General features: G+C 72.8%; 11 protein-coding genes. 5 read left to right on the forward strand and 6 right to left on the reverse strand.

The window, feature by feature from the left end:
• Positions 1-26: 26 nt before the first annotated feature.
• From FLV34_RS08440 to FLV34_RS08455, 4 genes are all read right to left on the reverse strand, one after another.
• Positions 27-1,994, reverse strand: a complete 1,968-nt coding sequence (locus FLV34_RS08440) for a CehA/McbA family metallohydrolase (protein ID WP_147942794.1) — start codon at positions 1,992-1,994, stop codon at positions 27-29.
• A 99-nt stretch (positions 1,995-2,093) separates the two neighbouring features.
• A complete protein-coding gene (meaB, locus tag FLV34_RS08445; RefSeq protein WP_142648262.1) occupies positions 2,094-3,086 on the reverse strand; it encodes a methylmalonyl Co-A mutase-associated GTPase MeaB in 993 nt (330 codons plus the stop codon).
• Positions 3,083-5,257 (reverse strand): methylmalonyl-CoA mutase, encoded by a 2,175-nt coding sequence (gene scpA / locus FLV34_RS08450; RefSeq protein ID WP_147942795.1) that lies wholly within the window; start codon positions 5,255-5,257, stop codon positions 3,083-3,085. The genes meaB and scpA overlap by 4 nt, the downstream gene beginning before the upstream one ends.
• Entirely contained in the window at positions 5,254-7,113 is a 1,860-nt protein-coding gene (locus tag FLV34_RS08455; protein ID WP_147942796.1) for a methylmalonyl-CoA mutase family protein, read from the reverse strand. Before FLV34_RS08455 ends, scpA begins: the two co-directional genes overlap by 4 nt.
• Positions 7,114-7,242: 129 nt before the next feature.
• Between FLV34_RS08455 and FLV34_RS08460 the strand changes: the two genes are divergently transcribed.
• Positions 7,243-9,084, forward strand: a complete 1,842-nt coding sequence (locus FLV34_RS08460) for a serine/threonine-protein kinase (protein WP_147942797.1) — start codon at positions 7,243-7,245, stop codon at positions 9,082-9,084.
• A gap of 26 nt (positions 9,085-9,110) precedes the next feature.
• Here FLV34_RS08460 and FLV34_RS08465 read toward each other — a convergent pair whose 3' ends face one another.
• Positions 9,111-9,884 carry an N-acetylmuramoyl-L-alanine amidase gene (locus tag FLV34_RS08465; protein WP_142648258.1) on the reverse strand — a complete coding sequence of 258 codons (774 nt, stop codon included), beginning with the start codon at positions 9,882-9,884 and terminating at the stop codon, positions 9,111-9,113.
• A gap of 162 nt (positions 9,885-10,046) precedes the next feature.
• On the opposite strand from FLV34_RS08465, the gene FLV34_RS08470 reads away from it, so the two are divergent.
• The 4 genes from FLV34_RS08470 (at position 10,047) to FLV34_RS08485 (ending at position 15,632) form a co-directional block, all read left to right on the forward strand.
• Entirely contained in the window at positions 10,047-11,168 is a 1,122-nt protein-coding gene (locus FLV34_RS08470) for a DUF5925 domain-containing protein (protein ID WP_142648257.1), read from the forward strand.
• Positions 11,169-11,321: 153 nt separating this feature from the next.
• On the forward strand, positions 11,322-12,443 hold the full coding sequence (locus tag FLV34_RS08475; RefSeq protein ID WP_261985705.1) for a C39 family peptidase: 1,122 nt from the start codon (positions 11,322-11,324) through the stop codon (positions 12,441-12,443).
• Positions 12,440-14,281 (forward strand): prolyl oligopeptidase family serine peptidase, encoded by a 1,842-nt coding sequence (locus FLV34_RS08480; protein WP_261985706.1) that lies wholly within the window; start codon positions 12,440-12,442, stop codon positions 14,279-14,281. Before FLV34_RS08475 ends, FLV34_RS08480 begins: the two co-directional genes overlap by 4 nt.
• Positions 14,282-14,342: 61 nt before the next feature.
• Positions 14,343-15,632 (forward strand): M20/M25/M40 family metallo-hydrolase, encoded by a 1,290-nt coding sequence (locus FLV34_RS08485; protein WP_147942799.1) that lies wholly within the window; start codon positions 14,343-14,345, stop codon positions 15,630-15,632.
• Between the two features lie 61 nt (positions 15,633-15,693).
• Here the strand turns inward: FLV34_RS08485 and FLV34_RS08490 are convergent.
• On the reverse strand, positions 15,694-16,019 hold a 326-nt coding region (locus FLV34_RS08490; RefSeq protein WP_147942800.1), incomplete at its 5' end, for a transposase family protein.

The following is a 16,019-nucleotide window of genomic DNA, read 5'->3' on the forward strand; positions in this document are numbered from 1 at the left end:
GCCGAGCCGAGGATCACAGACGGGGCTCAGCACAGGCGGGATTCGTACACCGCGCGGGCCTTCTCGATCAGGTCGAGGTGATCGCGCAGCTGGGCCCGGGTCCGCAGGCGGGCCCTGGCCCGCACCAGCTCGTCGAGCAGGTCGAGCCACCGCAGGCACCAGCGCACGTCCTCCTCCCGTGCCACGTGCCGTCCCCGCACGTCCAGGTAGACCGGGCTGGTGTGGGCGTACGCGCGCCCGCGCGGAGCACGCGGGTGGGGGCCGCCGTGGGCCACGGCGACCACGTAGCCGGCGTCCGTCACCGGCAGCGAGGCGGTGATCTCGTGACCCGGGCCCTCGGCGAGCACGCCGCCCGCGGTCCTGATCTCGATGTGCTCCACCTCGGGCCCGACTGCCCTGGCCCGGACCGCGACCGTCTCGCCGCCCGCGAGGTCGAGCGTCTCCCCCGGCCCCAGGCCGTCCACCGTGAGCTCCAGCCAGGGGCCTGTGGTGGCGAACGTCCGGCCCCGCCGTACGGCCTCGGCGAACGACTCGGCGCTGAGCGGCCCGTCGACGCGGGCGTAGACGCGCTCCCAGCCCGGCGGGCTGGAGACCGTGTCCTGGCGGGTGAACGACAGCATGGTGTCGGTCCCGGCGAGCGCGGCGAGCCGGTTGCCCGCGCCGACCAGCCTCCGGTAGACCTCGGCGGTCCCCGGCGCGGACGACCTGTCGCTGAAGTGCAACACTTCGACGCCGTCGACCATGCCGAGCGCGGCGTCCACCACCAGGGCACGGCCGGTGCAGTTCCTCCTCCCGTCCCCGGCCACGTCCTCGGGGGAGGAGACCGGGCCGTGGAACGGGTGGGCGTACCCGAGGACCGCGCGCGGCTCCCGCAGGTCGCCGCAGACCGCCGCGTTGGGCGGCCAGTCGGCGTCGGCGCCGAAGCCCGTGTGATAGACGGCGGGCGGCGCGGCCACCCCGAAGACGTGGACGTGCCCGAACAGGTCGTTGCGATACTCCACGCCCATCCGTGCGACGTGCCCGGCGTCCGACCACGGCAGGTCGCGCCCGGCCCAGTGCTGGAGCGCCTCCCGGTCGTAGACCCGGGCGCCCGCGACGTTGCCGGCGACGAGGTTCAGCACGTGCAGGTCCTCGCCGAGCTGCGCGGCGGCCGCCTCCGCCGGTGCGGCGACCAGGTCGCCCGCCCAGTTCATGTGGACGTGCAGGTCGGCGCCGTACCAGCCGCGGGCGGCGGCGTCGTAGAGCCGGTGCGGCGCGAGCCCGACCAGCGTCTCCTCCCCCGTCCTGGGGACGACCGTCGTCTCGGCGATGTCATATTCCATGCCGCGCGTGACCCGGATCGTGACGGGCTCGCAGGGCACGGCGAGCACGACGTCGTCGCCGTGGAAGAACGGCTGATCGTCGTTGTCGCGCCGTTCCGGCGCTCCCTCCGGATACCACCCCTGGCCGCCGGCCGAGGTGACGCTCCACCGGCACGGGAAGCCCGCCCGCAACCGCAGCCGCGCGGCCGGCGCGGGCCGGGCCAGCCCCGACAGGTCCACCACCTCGCCGTCCACCGTGAGCGTGGTCGCGGTCGTCACGTCGAGGAGCCTGGCCCCGCCCGCCGTGATCCCGTACGGCACGCCGTCGGCCGTCACCTCGACCGGGTGCGGCAGCGCGGAGTCGACCAGCAGGATGACCGGCACAGGCCCCGGCGACACCACCGGCCGGGCCGGGCCGTGATCCAGGCGGTGCTCCAGGCGGTGGCCGTCCGTGGTCAGCCGCAGTGCCGCCAGCCCCCGGGGGACCTCGCCGTCCAGGGTGTCGCGGAACTCCGCGTCGAGGTCGGGCCGCAGAGTCATCCGCTCGGCCTGCTCAGGAAACCGGAGGAACGGCATCATCCGGACGTAGCCCAGCGGCGGCTCTCCCCAGGTGATCCCGTGCGCGGACAGTAGCGCCCGATACTCCCGCAGAGCACGCTCCACCTGCGGCGGCATCATCGGATCGTGGTTCATCGCACCTCCCCGTAGTCGAAAGCGGCCACATCGTGGCACGGTTCCGGCCGGGGGAAACGTGCAACAGTGCATTCCCGGTCACACGGGTAGCGATCTCTCTCACTCGGGAGGAAAGGTGATCCCCCGGGTGTCATGAGAGGCGTCCGCGGCCAGGAAGGCCGCCAGGATGCGGTCGGCGGCCAGCGCCGGGGTGAGGGTGCCGGCGAGGACCTGCCGCTCGATGTCGGGCGCGATCTCCGCGGTGGCGTCGTGGAGCATGGCCAGCAGCCGCTCCCGGACCAGGGCCCAGGTCCACTCGACCTGCTGGCGGCTGCGCCGGGCCGCGAGGTCGGCGCCCTCCTGGTGGCGCACGACGTGGGCCCACAGCTCCTCGAGCCCGGCGCCGGTCAGACCACTGCAGGTCAGCACGGGCGTGTCCGAGCGCAGCAGCCGCAGCGCCCCGGACAGCTCACGCGCCGCCCTGCGCGCGGCCGTCTCGTGCTCGCCGTCGGCCTTGTTGACCGCGATGACGTCGGCCAGCTCCAGCACGCCCTTCTTGATGCCCTGGAGCTGGTCGCCCGTACGGGCGAGGGTGAGCAGGACGAAGGTGTCGACCATGTCGGCGACCGCGGTCTCCGACTGGCCGACCCCGACCGTCTCGACGAGCACGATGTCGTATCCCGCCGCCTCGACGACGACGATGGCCTCGCGGGTGGCCTTCGCCACGCCGCCGAGCGTCCCGGCCGTGGGTGAAGGCCGGATGAAGGCGTTCGGGTCGGCCGACAGCCGGGCCATCCGGGTCTTGTCCCCCAGGATGCTGCCGCCGGAGCGCCGCGACGAGGGGTCGACGGCCAGCACGGCCACCCGGTGCCCCTGCCCGGTTAGATAGGTGCCGAGCGCCTCGATGAAGGTCGACTTGCCGACCCCGGGCACCCCGGACACGCCCACCCTGCGGGCCTTGCCGGCGTGCGGGGTCAGCTCGACCAGCAGCCGCTGCGCCATCTCCCGGTGATCGGCCCTGGTCGACTCCACCAGCGTGATGGCCCGGGCTATCCACCGCCGGTCACCCGACAGCACGCCCTTGACGTAGTCCTCGATCACCGGCACGGTCATCTATGGCCCAGCCGGGCGGACAGCTCGCGCAGCAGTTCCAGGGCGGCGTCGGCGATCACCGTGCCGGGCAGGAAGATCGCCGAGGCGCCCGCGGCGCGCAGCTCCTCGACGTCGTCCGGGGGGATCACCCCGCCGACCACGATCATGATGTCGTCCGCGCCGAGGTCGGCGAGCGCCTGCCGCAGCGCGGGCACCAGCGTCAGGTGCCCGGCCGCCAGCGAGGAGACCCCGACCACGTGCACGTCGGCCTCGACGGCCTGCCGGGCGACCTCCTCGGGCGTCTGGAACAGCGGGCCGACGTCCACGTCGAACCCGAGGTCGGCGAAGCCGCTCGCGATCACCTTCTGGCCCCGGTCGTGACCGTCCTGGCCCATCTTCGCGACGAGGATCCGGGGCCGGCGGCCCTCCGCCTTCTCGAACTGCGCGCACGCCTCCCGCACCCGATCCGCGGCGTCGCCCACCTCCGCGCGATACACGCCCGATATCGTACGGATCTGCGCGGCGTGCCGTCCGAAGACCTTTTCCAGCGCGTCGGAGATCTCCCCGACCGTGGCCTTGGCCCTGGCGGCGTTCACCGCGAGCTCCAGCAGGTTCTCCCCGCCGGCCGCGCCCTTGGTCAGCGCCTCCAGCGCCTGGGCGACGGCGTCGGCCGAGCGCTCCTCGCGCAGCCTGCGCAGCTTGTCGATCTGCTGGTTGCGCACGGCCGTGTTGTCGACCTTGAGCACCTCGATCGGCTCGTCGGCCTCGGGGCGATACTTGTTGACGCCGATCACCGGCTGCCTGCCCGAGTCGATGCGGGCCTGGGTGCGGGCCGCCGCCTCCTCGATGCGCATCTTGGGCAGCCCCTGGTCGATGGCCCTGGCCATGCCGCCGGCCCGCTCGACCTCCTGGATGTGGCCCCAGGCCGTCCGCGCCAGCTCGCGGGTGAGGGTCTCGACGTAGAAGGAGCCGCCCCACGGGTCGATCACCCGCGTCGTGCCCGACTCCTGCTGGAGCAGGAGCTGGGTGTTGCGGGCGATCCGCGCCGAGAAGTCGCTCGGCAGCGCGAGCGCCTCGTCCAGGGCGTTGGTGTGCAGCGACTGCGTGTGCCCCTGGGTGGCCGCCATCGCCTCGACGCAGGTCCGCACGACGTTGTTGAACACGTCCTGTGCGGTCAGCGACCATCCGGAGGTCTGGCTGTGCGTGCGCAGCGACAGCGACTTGGGGTTCTCCGGGCCGAAGCCCTTGACCAGGCGGGCCCACAGCAGCCGGGCGGCGCGGAGCTTGGCGACCTCCATGAAGAAGTTCATGCCGATGCACCAGAAGAACGACAGGCGCGGCGCGAAATCGTCGATGCCCAGCCCCGCGTTGACGCCCGCGCGCAGATACTCCAGACCGTCGGCCAGCGTGTACGCGAGCTCCAGGTCGCAGGTCGCCCCGGCCTCCTGGATGTGGTAGCCGGAGATCGAGATGGAGTTGAACTTCGGCATCTTCCTGGAGGTGTACTCGAAGATGTCGGAGATGATCCGCATCGAGGGGCCCGGCGGGTAGATGTAGGTGTTGCGGACCATGAACTCCTTGAGGATGTCGTTCTGGATGGTCCCCGCCAGCTTGTCGGGCGTGACGCCCTGCTCCTCGGCCGCGACGATGTAGAGCGCCAGGATCGGCAGCACCGCGCCGTTCATCGTCATCGACACGCTCATCCGGTCGAGCGGGATGCCGTCGAAGAGCTGCCGCATGTCGTAGATCGAGTCGATCGCCACGCCCGCCATGCCGACGTCACCGGCGACGCGGGGGTGATCGGAGTCGTAGCCCCGGTGGGTCGCGAGATCGAAGGCGACCGACAGGCCCTTCTGCCCGGCCGCCAGGTTGCGCCGGTAGAACGCGTTGGACTCCTCGGCCGTGGAGAACCCGGCGTACTGCCGGATGGTCCACGGCTGGGTGACGTACATCGTCGGGTAGGGGCCGCGCAGGAACGGCGCGATGCCCGGGTAGGTCCTGAGGGACGGGCCGTCCTCCAGGTCGGCCGCCGTGTAGAGCGGCTTGACCGCGATGCCCTCCGGGGTCTCCCACACCGCGTCATCTCGCGCCGCGTCATCCCACGCCGCGTCATCTCGCGCCGTGGCACCGGGGTGGACGTCCGGCGCCACGGCGCTCGACCCCAGGTCAATCTCCGAGAAGTCCGGAATCATCGAGCCACTCCCAGATCGTCGAACGTCGCGCGGAGCACCCCGAGCGCGTCACAGCCGGCGTACAGGGTGGCGTCCACCCCCTCATACTCCCCCTTCCCCGCCAGCCACACCGTGCGCGCCCCGGCCTCCCGCAGCGCCGCGGCCACCGCCGCGGCGTGCTCGCCGTAGAGCCGGTCGCTGGAGCACAGGCAGGCCACGGGGGTGCCGCAGTCGCGGAAGGCGGCGGCGATCGCGTCCGGGTCGGTGCCGGGGCCGCTGGTGACGGTCGCGACGCCGCCCGCCGCGAACAGGTTGGCGGCGAACGTCGCCCGCGCGGTGTGCGCGGCGACCGGCCCGATCGTGGCGAGGAACACGGTGGGCCGGCTCGGCTGGGCGTCGGCGATGTCGCGCAGCGCCTCGAACTCCTCGGCGTAGCGCGTCACCGGCAGGCCGCCACGCCCGCCATCGGACGCACCGCCGGACGCAGGGCCGGGTGTGACGGCGGGTGTGGCTCGGGTTTTGACGGCCGGTGTGACGGCGAGCCCGGGGCCGGGCCGCCGGGACACCGGCCTCTCCTTCAGGTCGGGGAACTCGCTGACCCCGGTGATCGGGTCGCGGCGGTGGGCGATGGCGTCCGCGCGCCTGGCCCTGGTCGCCGCCAGCCGCTCGGGGACCAGCCGCTCCAGCGCGGCCGCCATCCCACCGGCCCGCTCGATCTCCTGGAACCACGCCCAGGCCCGGGCGGCGAGGTCGGCGGTGAGCCGTTCCACATACCATGAGCCGCCGGTCGGGTCGGCCACGCGGGCGACGTTCGCCTCCTCCACCAGCAGCGACTGGGTGTTGCGGGCGATGCGGCGGGCGAACGCGTCGGGCAGCCCGAGACAGGCGTCGAACGGCTGGACGGTCACCGCGTCGGCCCCGCCCACTCCGGCCGCGAAGCAGGCGACGGTCGTGCGCAGCATGTTCACCCAGGGGTCCCTGACCGTCATCATCGCCGAGGAGGTGACCGCGTGCTGGAGCTGGGCCCCCGGCCCGCCGACCACCTCGGCGACCCGCGCCCACAGCCGCCGGGCGGCCCGGAGCTTGGCGATCGTGAGGAACTGGTCGGCTGTGGCGGCGTAGCGGAACTCGATCTGCCCGAACGCCTGCTCGGCCGTCAGGCCCGCGTCGGTCAGCGCCCGCAGGTAGGCGACGCCGGTCGCGACCGAGCAGCCGAGCTCCTCGGCGTCCGCGCCGCCCGCGTCGTGGTACGGCAGCGCATTGACCGTGATCGCCCGCAGGCCGGGGTGGCCGGCGGCGCAGCGGCGGGCGAGCGCCACGGCGGCGCCGGTGTCCACGGGCGCGCCGGGGCGGGCCGCCAGCCCGATCGGGTCGGCGCCCAGGTTGCCCCCCGGCAGCGCCACCCCCTCGGCCAGGCGCAGGAACGCCTCCGCCGCCTCGGCCGTACGCGGGCCGGCGTCGAGGACGACCGGGGCGAGGTCGAGGAGGACGCCGTCGAGCACGGCCGGCAGCGCGGCCGGGTCGATGGCGTTCAGGTCGAGCCACAGGGACGTGACGCCGTTCTCCAGGTCGGCGTGGATCGCCTCCCGCGTCGCGGCCGGGTCCGGGTCGGCGTGCCGCTGGCGCACGTCCCACGGACCGGGCATGCGCGTCGTCCGGGGCGCGGACGGCACGTCGGCGGCGTCGTACAGCGGTGCGACCGCCACCCCGTCGTAGGTCGTGGTGGTCAGGGCGGCCTCGACCTCGTCCGGCGAACCCTCCCAGCCCGACCTGCGCAGCACCTCGGCCGCGAGCGTCCTCCACTGCTCCCGCGTGGCCTGTGGGAATCCCGCCGCGGGATCGGCGAGGTCGTCGAGTTCAACAGGCGGCACCGTCATGAACCGGATGCTAGATGCCGTGGCCCCGCCGCGGAGCCCCGGGGTCCGCAATGTGGACAACTCCGTTCGGGGCATAGCGGCGATCTTCCTCAGTATTGTGATCTCGGTCATGGACGGGAGGGCGGGACGATGAGCGCGGACGGGGCCGGGGCGTCGCTCGGCAGCGGCTACGTGCTGCTCGACGAGATAGGCGCAGGCGCGATGGGCAGCGTCTGGCGGGCTCGGCACCGCGACACCGGGGAGACGGTGGCGGTGAAGCTGCTGCGCGAGGGCCTCGGCGACGACCAGGACCTGGTCCTGCGGTTCGTGCAGGAACGCAACGTGATGCGGTCGCTGCGGCACCCCAACATCGTCGCCATCCGCGACTTCGTGGTCGAGGGCCGGCGTCTGGCCCTGGTGATGGACCTGGTCGAAGGGTGGAACCTGCGCACCCTCCTGCAGCGGCGTGGCACGCTGCCCCCGGCCGAGGCGGCCGGGCTGCTCGCCCAGGTGGCCGACGGCGTGGGGGCCGCGCACGCCGAGGGCGTCGTCCACCGGGACATCAAACCGGGGAACATCCTGGTCGAGGAGAGCACCGGACGCGTCCGGCTCACCGACTTCGGCGTGGCCCGCATCCTGCACGGGCCGGGCCTCACCCAGACCACCTCGATCATCGGCACGCCCACCTACCTCGCTCCGGAGGTGGCCGAGGGAGGCACCCCCACCACGGCGGTGGACGTGTACGCGATCGGGCTGATCCTCTACGAGCTGCTCGCCGGGCGCCCGCCGTACGTCGCCGACCATCCGATGGTGGTGCTGCGGCGGCACGCGACGGCCGTGCCCCGGCGGCTGCCCGGAATGCCGGACGCCCTGTGGCAGATCGTCTGGGCCTGTGTCGCGAAGGATCCCGCCGGCCGCCCCGATGTGGCGCAGGTGGCGGCGGCGCTGCGCGACGCGGTGCCGTCGCTCGCCGGCCTGCCCGCCCTGCCGCCGATCGCGTGGTCCGATCCGCCGTCCGCCACCTCGGAGACCGTACCCTCAGCCACCCCTGGCACCCCGGCCGCTCCTACGGGACCGGTGGGACCGGACATTCCGGCCTCTCCGGCTACCCCCGCGCAACCGGCGGGACCGTACACCCCCGCCACCCCGGTGGGACCGGTCGATGCGGCCGGGCCTTCCGGTGCCGCGGCGGATGAGGAGACCATGGCGTCGACGCGGGGCCGGGGCTCACGGCGGCGCCTGGTCTCCGTCGTCACGGGCGCCACCGCCCTGGCGCTCACCGCGTCGGTCCTGGCCGTCCTGTCCCCGTGGCGGTCGGGGGCGAGCGACGGAGCGGCCGGCACGACGGCGCGGCGGCCGGCGGCGACTCCCGCGACCCCCGTCTCCACACCGGCATCGGCCGAGCCGTCGCACCGCCGCACCCGTGAAGCGGCGCGGCGCAGTCCTGGGCATGATCCCGGCGCGGCGGCCTCCACGCCGCCTGCCCGGCCGCGCCCCGCGCAGTCGCCCACACAGCGGCCCGCCACGCGGCCGTCTCCCACGCGGCAGGCGGCCGCATCACCCCGGCCGCGCCGGTCGGAGGCCGTGGCGACGGAAGAACGCGGCGCTGACGAGGCGAAGCGCGCCCGTCAGACCCCCGAGTGGCAGTGCCGGTCCTGGATCTCGGTCGGCGACGCGATGGGCACGGAGATGTCGCCCTGCTTCGCCATGGTGGGCGACGTTTTCTATCTCATGGGCCGGATCAGGGGTGCCGCGTCCGTACGGTCCGACATCCACATCCAGCTCTACGACAGCACGGCGGAACAGAACGTCTCGCAGCCGTTCATCTGCTCGGGCGTCTCCCCCGCCGGCGACGGCGCGACCGTCAGCTGTGGTCCGTTCACCGCCACGGCTCCGCACACCGGCGGCTATCACGACGTACGGCAGCGGTGGCGGAAGACGGGCACCTCGGCCTTCGGCGGCGGCGCGGAGAGCCCCGGCGTCGTCTGGTGACCGTGATCTGACTGGTGACCGTGTGACTAGGACTTGGCGAAGGCGGCGTTCCAGGTGATGGGACCGACGATGCCGTCCACGTCGAGGCGCCGGTCCTTCTGGAACCTGCGGCACACGTCGCGGGAGTCGGGGCCGTACGCGCCGTCCACGACGATGTCGTAGCCGAGCTCCTTCATCCGGGCCTGCCAGGTGCGCACGTCGTCGCCGCGCATCACCGGCGGATACCTGAGCAGGCGGCCGGGCCACTTCTGCGCGGGCTCGGGTTCGGGGTCCGGCTGCGGCTGGGTGGCGCCGGGACGTGGCGCGCCCTTCTTGATCCAGGCGTACAGCGGGTCGCCGGGGCAGTCGGTGGAGTAGCCGTCGCGGTGGCCCTTGATCTCCTTGCCCGCGCCGCCCTTGGCACGCAGATATTCCACCGCGTCCAGGATCGCGTGCAGGATGCCGTCGGTCGGCTGGACCAGGCCGGCGTTGCCCACGAGACCGAGCACCGCGTAGTGGCCGGAGTTCAGGCCGGGTCCGTTGGCGGCCGGCAGGTGTCCCGGTCCTCTCCCGACGAATACCTTCCGATGCGGGCAGGCCACCATCGAATAGCCGATATCGATCCAGCCATTGCCGTCGATGTGGAAGCTCTGGATGGACTTCACCATGGCCACGCACTTGGCATGGTCGCCGACGATGCCCGGGTCCACCCGGCCGCCGGTGTAGTGCACCTTCACGCCGCGCGTGGAGGACAGCGACGAGTACGAGCCTCTGGGTGGACGCGCGCCCCATTCAGCGCGGGACACGAGATCGATGGCCACAGTGCTCTCCGTTGAAAACCGTACGACTGGATACCGAGCGTAGCGGTAACACGCCAACAGGTACTGCCTTTTGCCCACAAGAAACCGCTTAAACGGCTTGGAAACTGAATACGCCTATAAATCCATTCGACAGAGCGATGCGCCCGCGGAGATCATCGCGGTATGTCCGTTGTCAAGGAGGTCGACTTCTCTCCTCACTCCACGCCGCCGCGGCCGGTGCCGATGCGGATCTGGCTCGACGACACCGACAGCCCGGCCGACGTCATCGACGCCCTGGCGCTGTCGCCGTTCGCGACCGGCGAGCAGCCCTGGTCGCGCACCACCAGCCTCGGCCGGGTCCGCGCCGACGCCCCGCTGACCGCCGAGGGCGGCCGGCTGCTGCGGGTCGCCCAGCACACCGACGGGTACGAGACCCGGCTCATCGCGGGCGAGGGATGGACGCTGCGGGTGGTCCGCAACTCCAACCGGTCGGCGACGCTGACCGCCACGGCGGTGACCGAGGAGCTGGCCGGCTCGGTCCTGGAGCAGGCGACCAGGGACGCGGAGGAGGCCGCCCCCGAGGCCGACCACGTGCGGATGGGCTTCTGGTGGCGGTCGAGCCACGGGCCGCACCGCTCCGCCAAGCCCATCACGACCTCCTCCTGGGAGGAGATCAGGAGGAACTACCCCACGGCCGCCACCGGCCGCCTGGACGCCCTCATGGCGACCACGGCGGCCGACGTGACGGGCCGGCTGGTCCTCCTGCACGGCCCGCCCGGCACCGGCAAGACGACGCTGCTGCGCACGCTCGCGCGCGAGTGGGCGCCGTGGTGCCAGGTCGACTGCGTGCTCGACCCCGAGCTGCTGTTCAACGACCCCGGCTACCTGATGGACGTCGCCGTCGGCTGGGACGGCCCGGGCGACGACGAGGAGCCGCGCTGGCGGCTGCTGGTCCTGGAGGACTGCGACGAGCTGATCCGCGCCGAGGCCAAGCAGTCGACGGGCCAGGGCCTGTCGCGCCTGCTCAACCTGACCGACGGGCTGCTCGGCCAGGGCAGGGACGTGCTCGTGGCCATCACGACCAACGAGGACCTCAGCAGGCTCCACCCGGCCGTCGTACGGCCCGGGCGGTGCCTGGCGCAGATCGAGGTCGGCCGGTTCGACGCCGGGCAGGCGGCCGAGTGGCTGGGCCGCGCCCAAGGCGCCGGTCCGGGCGGCGCCACGCTGGCCGAGCTGTTCGCCCTGCGGGACGGCCGTCCCGCCGTCGCGTCCGAGCCCGCCCCCGCCACCGGTCTCTATCTCTGACCGGCCCGGGCTACCTCTGACCGGCCCGGGCTACCTCTCACCGACCAGAGCTACCTCTCACCGACCAGAGCGGCCGATACCGTACTGTCCGAATGTGTCGGATACGTAAACCATCCGATGCGCCAGGTCGGGGCGGAAACAACAATCGGCGAGGTGGTCACCCTGCTGTCGGCCGGACCGAGCCCCCAGGTGAGCCCCGTCGTCCTCCACCGGTGGTCCGTCGAGGCTCAGGAGACGGGGAAGGCGAAATATCTGGATCCGTTCGCACCGGGCGGCGAGCGGGAGTGGCCCTACCTCCGCTGGACGTCCCCCGAGCGGGATATCGGCTTCCCCGCCACCGAGCTGGTGCCGTCGTGGACGGCCGCCGCGCCGCCCGGCGCCTGGCTGGAGATCGAGATCCAGGCACGGACCGTCACCGGCGAACTGACCAAGTGGTATGTCATGGGCCGGTGGGCCGAGACGGACGCCGACATCCACCGCACGTCGCTGCCGGGCCAGGGTGACGCCGACGGGGACGTCGCCGTCGACACCTTCGTCGCGGCCCGCCCCGTCACCTCCTACCGCGTGCGCGCCACCCTGTACGGCAGCGGCGGCGCCGTGCGGTCGCTGGCCGTGATGGCCTCGGCCGTGGGGCAGGCAGGCAGAGGCGGCCCGCCGGGGCTGCGGGCGGTCGAGCTCGACGTCCCGCGCCGTTCGCAGAAGGCCCACACCGGGCACTACCCGCAGTGGGACGGCGGCGGGGAGTCGTGGTGCAGCCCCGCGTCGTTCACGATGGTGCTGGACTACTGGGGGCGCGGGCCCACGCCGGCCGACCTCGCCTGGGTCACCCCCGGCGACCCGTGCCCGGCGGTCGACCACGCCGCGCGCGACATGTACGACCACAGCTACCAGGGCACCGGCAACTGGCCCTTCGGCGTCGCGTACGCCGGGCGGTACGGGCTGGACGGCTTCGTCACGCGGCTGCGCTCGCTGGCCGAGCTGGAGCGGTTCATCGCCGCCGGAATCCCGGTGATCACCTCTCAGGCGTTCCGCGATCACGAGCTGCCGGGTGCCGGATACTCCACGGGCGGGCACATCATGGTCGTCACGGGTTTCACGGCCGACGGCGACGTCATCGCGAACGACCCGGCCGCGCCGGACGACGACGGCGTGCGGCGGGTGTACCCGCGTGCGGCGTTCGAGAGCGTCTGGCTGCGCGCCACGAGCAGCGGGGGGATCGCGCACATCGTGCATCCTCCCGGCACTCCGCTTCCAGAATCCGGGGGGAACTGGTGACCATCAGGGCCGTCGACGTCGCGAGGGTGGACGACCGCCCGCTGTGGGTGGAGATCTCGGGAGACGAGGTCTGGTGGGACGAGCCGCGCCCACGTGAGGGCGGCCGGCGCTGCGTCGTGCGGCGCAGGGCCGACGGCGTGATCGAGGACGTGCTCCCGCCGGGCTGGAACGCCAGGAACCGGGTCATGGAGTACGGCGGACGGTCCTGGCGGGCGCACGAGGGCCGCCTGGTGTTCACCAACTGGGCGGACGGCCGGATCTACGTGTGCTCCCCCGGCGGGGAGCCGGTTCCGCTCACCCCCGACGAGCCCGCCCGCTACGCCGACCTCGTCGTCCACGGCGGCGAGGTGTGGTGCGTACGCGAGCGGGGCGACGCCCGCAGCGGAGAGCGGGACATCGTCGCGGTGCCGCTCGACGGCTCTCCCCTGCGCAGTGTGGTGAAGACCCACCATTTCCTGATGAACCCGCGCGTCTCACCGGACGGCCGGTCGCTCGCCTGGATCGGCTGGAACCACCCCGACATGCCCTGGGACGCCACCGAGCTGTGCGTCGGATCCGTCGACGGCGGTCCCCACCGCGTCCTGCTGTCCGGCGCGTCCACCTGCCAGGCCGAGTGGCGCGACGACGAGAGCCTGTACGCCGTCACCGACCCCACCGGCTGGTGGAACATCCACCTCGTCGGCCTGGACGGCACGACGCGCGACCTGACCCCGGTGCCGCTGGAGTTCGGCGACGCCACCTGGAAGATCGGCGCCACGTTCTTCGCCGTCGCGGACGGGCGGATCGCCACCGTGTACGGCACGGCCGACGAGCGGCGGCTCGGGGTCGCCGACGACTCGGCGGGCACCGGTTCGATCAGGGACGTCGGCGGCGGCTACACCAACTGGGCGCCCGCCTTGTCGGCCCGGGGCTCCCACGTCGTGGGGGTCGCGGGCTCGCCCCACCGGCCGTACGAGGTGGTGCGGGTCGACCTGGACACGGGGGCGCACGAGGTGCTGTCCCCCGGCAAGCCGGTGCCCGAGGACGCCGAGCTGCCCACACCCGAGGCGGTGACCGTCGAGGGGGTCCACGCGCACCTGTACGCCCCGGCGGCCCGGTCGGACGACGGCGGGCCCGCGCCGTACGTGGTGTTCGTGCACGGCGGGCCGACGAGCTCGGCGCCGCCGGTGTTCGACCTGGAGATCGCCTACTTCACCAGCAGGGGCATCGGCGTCGCCGAGGTCAACTACGGCGGCTCCACCGGCTATGGCCGGGCCTACCGCGAGCGGCTGCGCCACAACTGGGGCGTGGTGGACGTGCGCGACTGCGAGACGGTGGCGCGGTGGCTGCTGGACAGCGGACGGGCCGAGAAGGTGGCGATCAGGGGCGGCAGCGCGGGCGGCTGGACGTCGATGGCCGCGCTCGTCCACAGCGACGTGTTCTGCGGCGCGGTGTCCCACTACGGCATCTCCGACCCCGAACACTGGGCGGCGGAGACGCACGACTTCGAGTCGCGCTACCTCGACGGGCTGATCGGCCCGCTGCCCGAGACCCGGCAGCGCTACGCGGACAGATCGCCCGAGCTGCACGCGGAACGGGCGTCCGGCCCGGCCCTGCTCCTGCACGGCCTGGAGGACAAGGTGGTCGATCCCGCGCAGTCGGAGCGCTTCGCCGCCGCGCTGGCCCGTCACGGGCATGAGTGGGCCTACCTTACGTTCGAGGGAGAACAGCACGGGTGGCGGCGCGAGGAGACGATCGTGCGGGCCCTGGAGGCGGAGCTGGCGTTCTACGGGATCGTCTTCGGCTTCCCCACGCCCGAGGTGCCACCGCTGACGCTCCACAAGGGGGAGGCGCAGTGAGCAATCTTGGACACGGCGCGATTCGCTCATGCGACTTCGAGCCGTCGGGCGAGGAGTCGGCATGAGCGAGGTCGGCGAGATCTGCTCGGAGCTGCTGCGGATCGACACCACCAACGACGGGTCCGGCGACGGGCCGGGCGAGCGGCGGGCCGCCGAATATGTGGCCTCCCTGCTTTCCGAGGTCGGCATCGAGCCGGTGGTGTTCGAGTCGGCGCCGCGCCGCACCAGCGTGGTCGCCCGCATCCCCGGCGACAGCTCCGACGCGCTGCTCCTGCACGGGCACCTCGACGTCGTGCCCGCCGACCCGGCCGAGTGGCGTACGCACCCGTTCTCGGGCGAGATCGACGGCGGCTGCGTGCACGGCCGGGGCGCGGTCGACATGAAGGGCACGCTCGCCATGACCCTCGCGTGGGCCCGCGAGAACGCCCGCAGGGGCGTGCGTCCCCGGCGCGACCTCGTGCTGGCGTTCCTCGCCGACGAGGAGTCCACCGGCGAGTACGGCGCGGGTCACGCGATCGAACGGCACCGCGAGCTGTTCGAGGGCTGCACGGAGGCGATCAGCGAGTCGGGCGGCTTCTCCTGGTATGAGAACGACGTCCGCATCTACCCGGTGGCGGTCGGGGAGCGCGGCACCGCCTGGATGCGCCTGACGGCGCGCGGCGTGCCCGGTCACGGGTCCAAGCCGGCCGTGGACAACCCCGTGGCCGAGCTGGCCCGGGCCCTCGCCCGCCTCGCCGACCACCCCTGGCCCGTGCGGCTGACGCCCGAGGTGGCCCGGCTGATCGACGAGCTGTCGCGGGCGCTCGGCGGGCCGATCGACCTCGACCGGCTGGAGGAGGAGATCGAGCGGATTCCCCGCGCGGCGGCCCTGTTCAAGGGCGTGCTGCGCAACTCGGCCAACCCGACCATGCTGGACGCGGGATACAAGGTCAACGTCATCCCCGGCACGGCCGAGGCCCACGTGGACGGCCGGTTCCTGCCGGGACAGCGCGACGAGTTCCTGGAGACCGTCGACCGGCTGCTCGGCCCGAAGGTCACCCGCGAGTTCGTCAGCTTCGAGGAGGCCGTCTCCTCCCCCGTCGAGGGCCTGTTCGACAAGCTCACCGCCGCCCTGCTCGCCGAGGACCCGGCCGGCAAGCCCGTGCCGTACGTCATGAGCGGCGGCACCGACGCCAAGTGGTTCGCGAGGATCGGCATCAGGGGCTACGGCTTCGCACCGCTGCTGCTGCCGCCCGACCTCGACTACTTCGGCATGTTCCACGGTCTCGACGAGCGCGTTCCGGTCGAGGGCCTGGAGTTCGGCGTCCGCGTCCTCGACCGGCTGCTCACGTCCTCAGCGCCGAAATCGTGACATGAAATAGTTTCCGGCCGTACTGCCGAACACCTCGCGCTCTTGTTACTTTGAGCCAATTTCATCCTCGGGAGGCGTGTGCTACCCGATGGTTCTGAAGGACCGCGATGGCTTTGACCAGGTGGCCGGTCTTGCTCGGGCTACATCGCAGCTTGCGCAGGATGCGCCAACTCTTGAGCTGGGCGTTCGCGCGCTCACCAGGCCCGCGGAGCTTGGCGTGTGACCGGTTGGCCTGCTTTTGAGACTCGGGCTTGTTCCTGCCCTTGTACGGCGTGATCAGCACCTCGGCCCCGGCGCCCTGATAGGCCTTGTCGGCCAGGGTGATGATCCCGGCTTGGTCGAGCGCGCGCAGGATGCCCCAGATCCGGGCGGCGGTCAGGTCGTGGG

It is taken from the genome of Microbispora sp. CSR-4 (assembly GCF_008033685.1).
In the GTDB taxonomy this organism is placed as follows: domain Bacteria; phylum Actinomycetota; class Actinomycetes; order Streptosporangiales; family Streptosporangiaceae; genus Microbispora.

Excerpts from the sequence above, each read along its gene's own strand:
- FLV34_RS08470 (WP_142648257.1), top strand. The coding sequence starts at position 10,047 with ATGTCCGTTGTCAAGGAGGTCGACTTCTCTCCTCACTCCACGCCGCCG.
- FLV34_RS08460 (WP_147942797.1), top strand. The coding sequence starts at position 7,243 with ATGAGCGCGGACGGGGCCGGGGCGTCGCTCGGCAGCGGCTACGTGCTG.
- meaB (WP_142648262.1), bottom strand. The coding sequence starts at position 3,086 with ATGACCGTGCCGGTGATCGAGGACTACGTCAAGGGCGTGCTGTCGGGT.
- FLV34_RS08440 (WP_147942794.1), bottom strand. The coding sequence starts at position 1,994 with ATGAACCACGATCCGATGATGCCGCCGCAGGTGGAGCGTGCTCTGCGG.
- FLV34_RS08455 (WP_147942796.1), bottom strand. The coding sequence starts at position 7,113 with ATGACGGTGCCGCCTGTTGAACTCGACGACCTCGCCGATCCCGCGGCG.
- scpA (WP_147942795.1), bottom strand. The coding sequence starts at position 5,257 with ATGATTCCGGACTTCTCGGAGATTGACCTGGGGTCGAGCGCCGTGGCG.
- FLV34_RS08485 (WP_147942799.1), top strand. The coding sequence starts at position 14,343 with ATGAGCGAGGTCGGCGAGATCTGCTCGGAGCTGCTGCGGATCGACACC.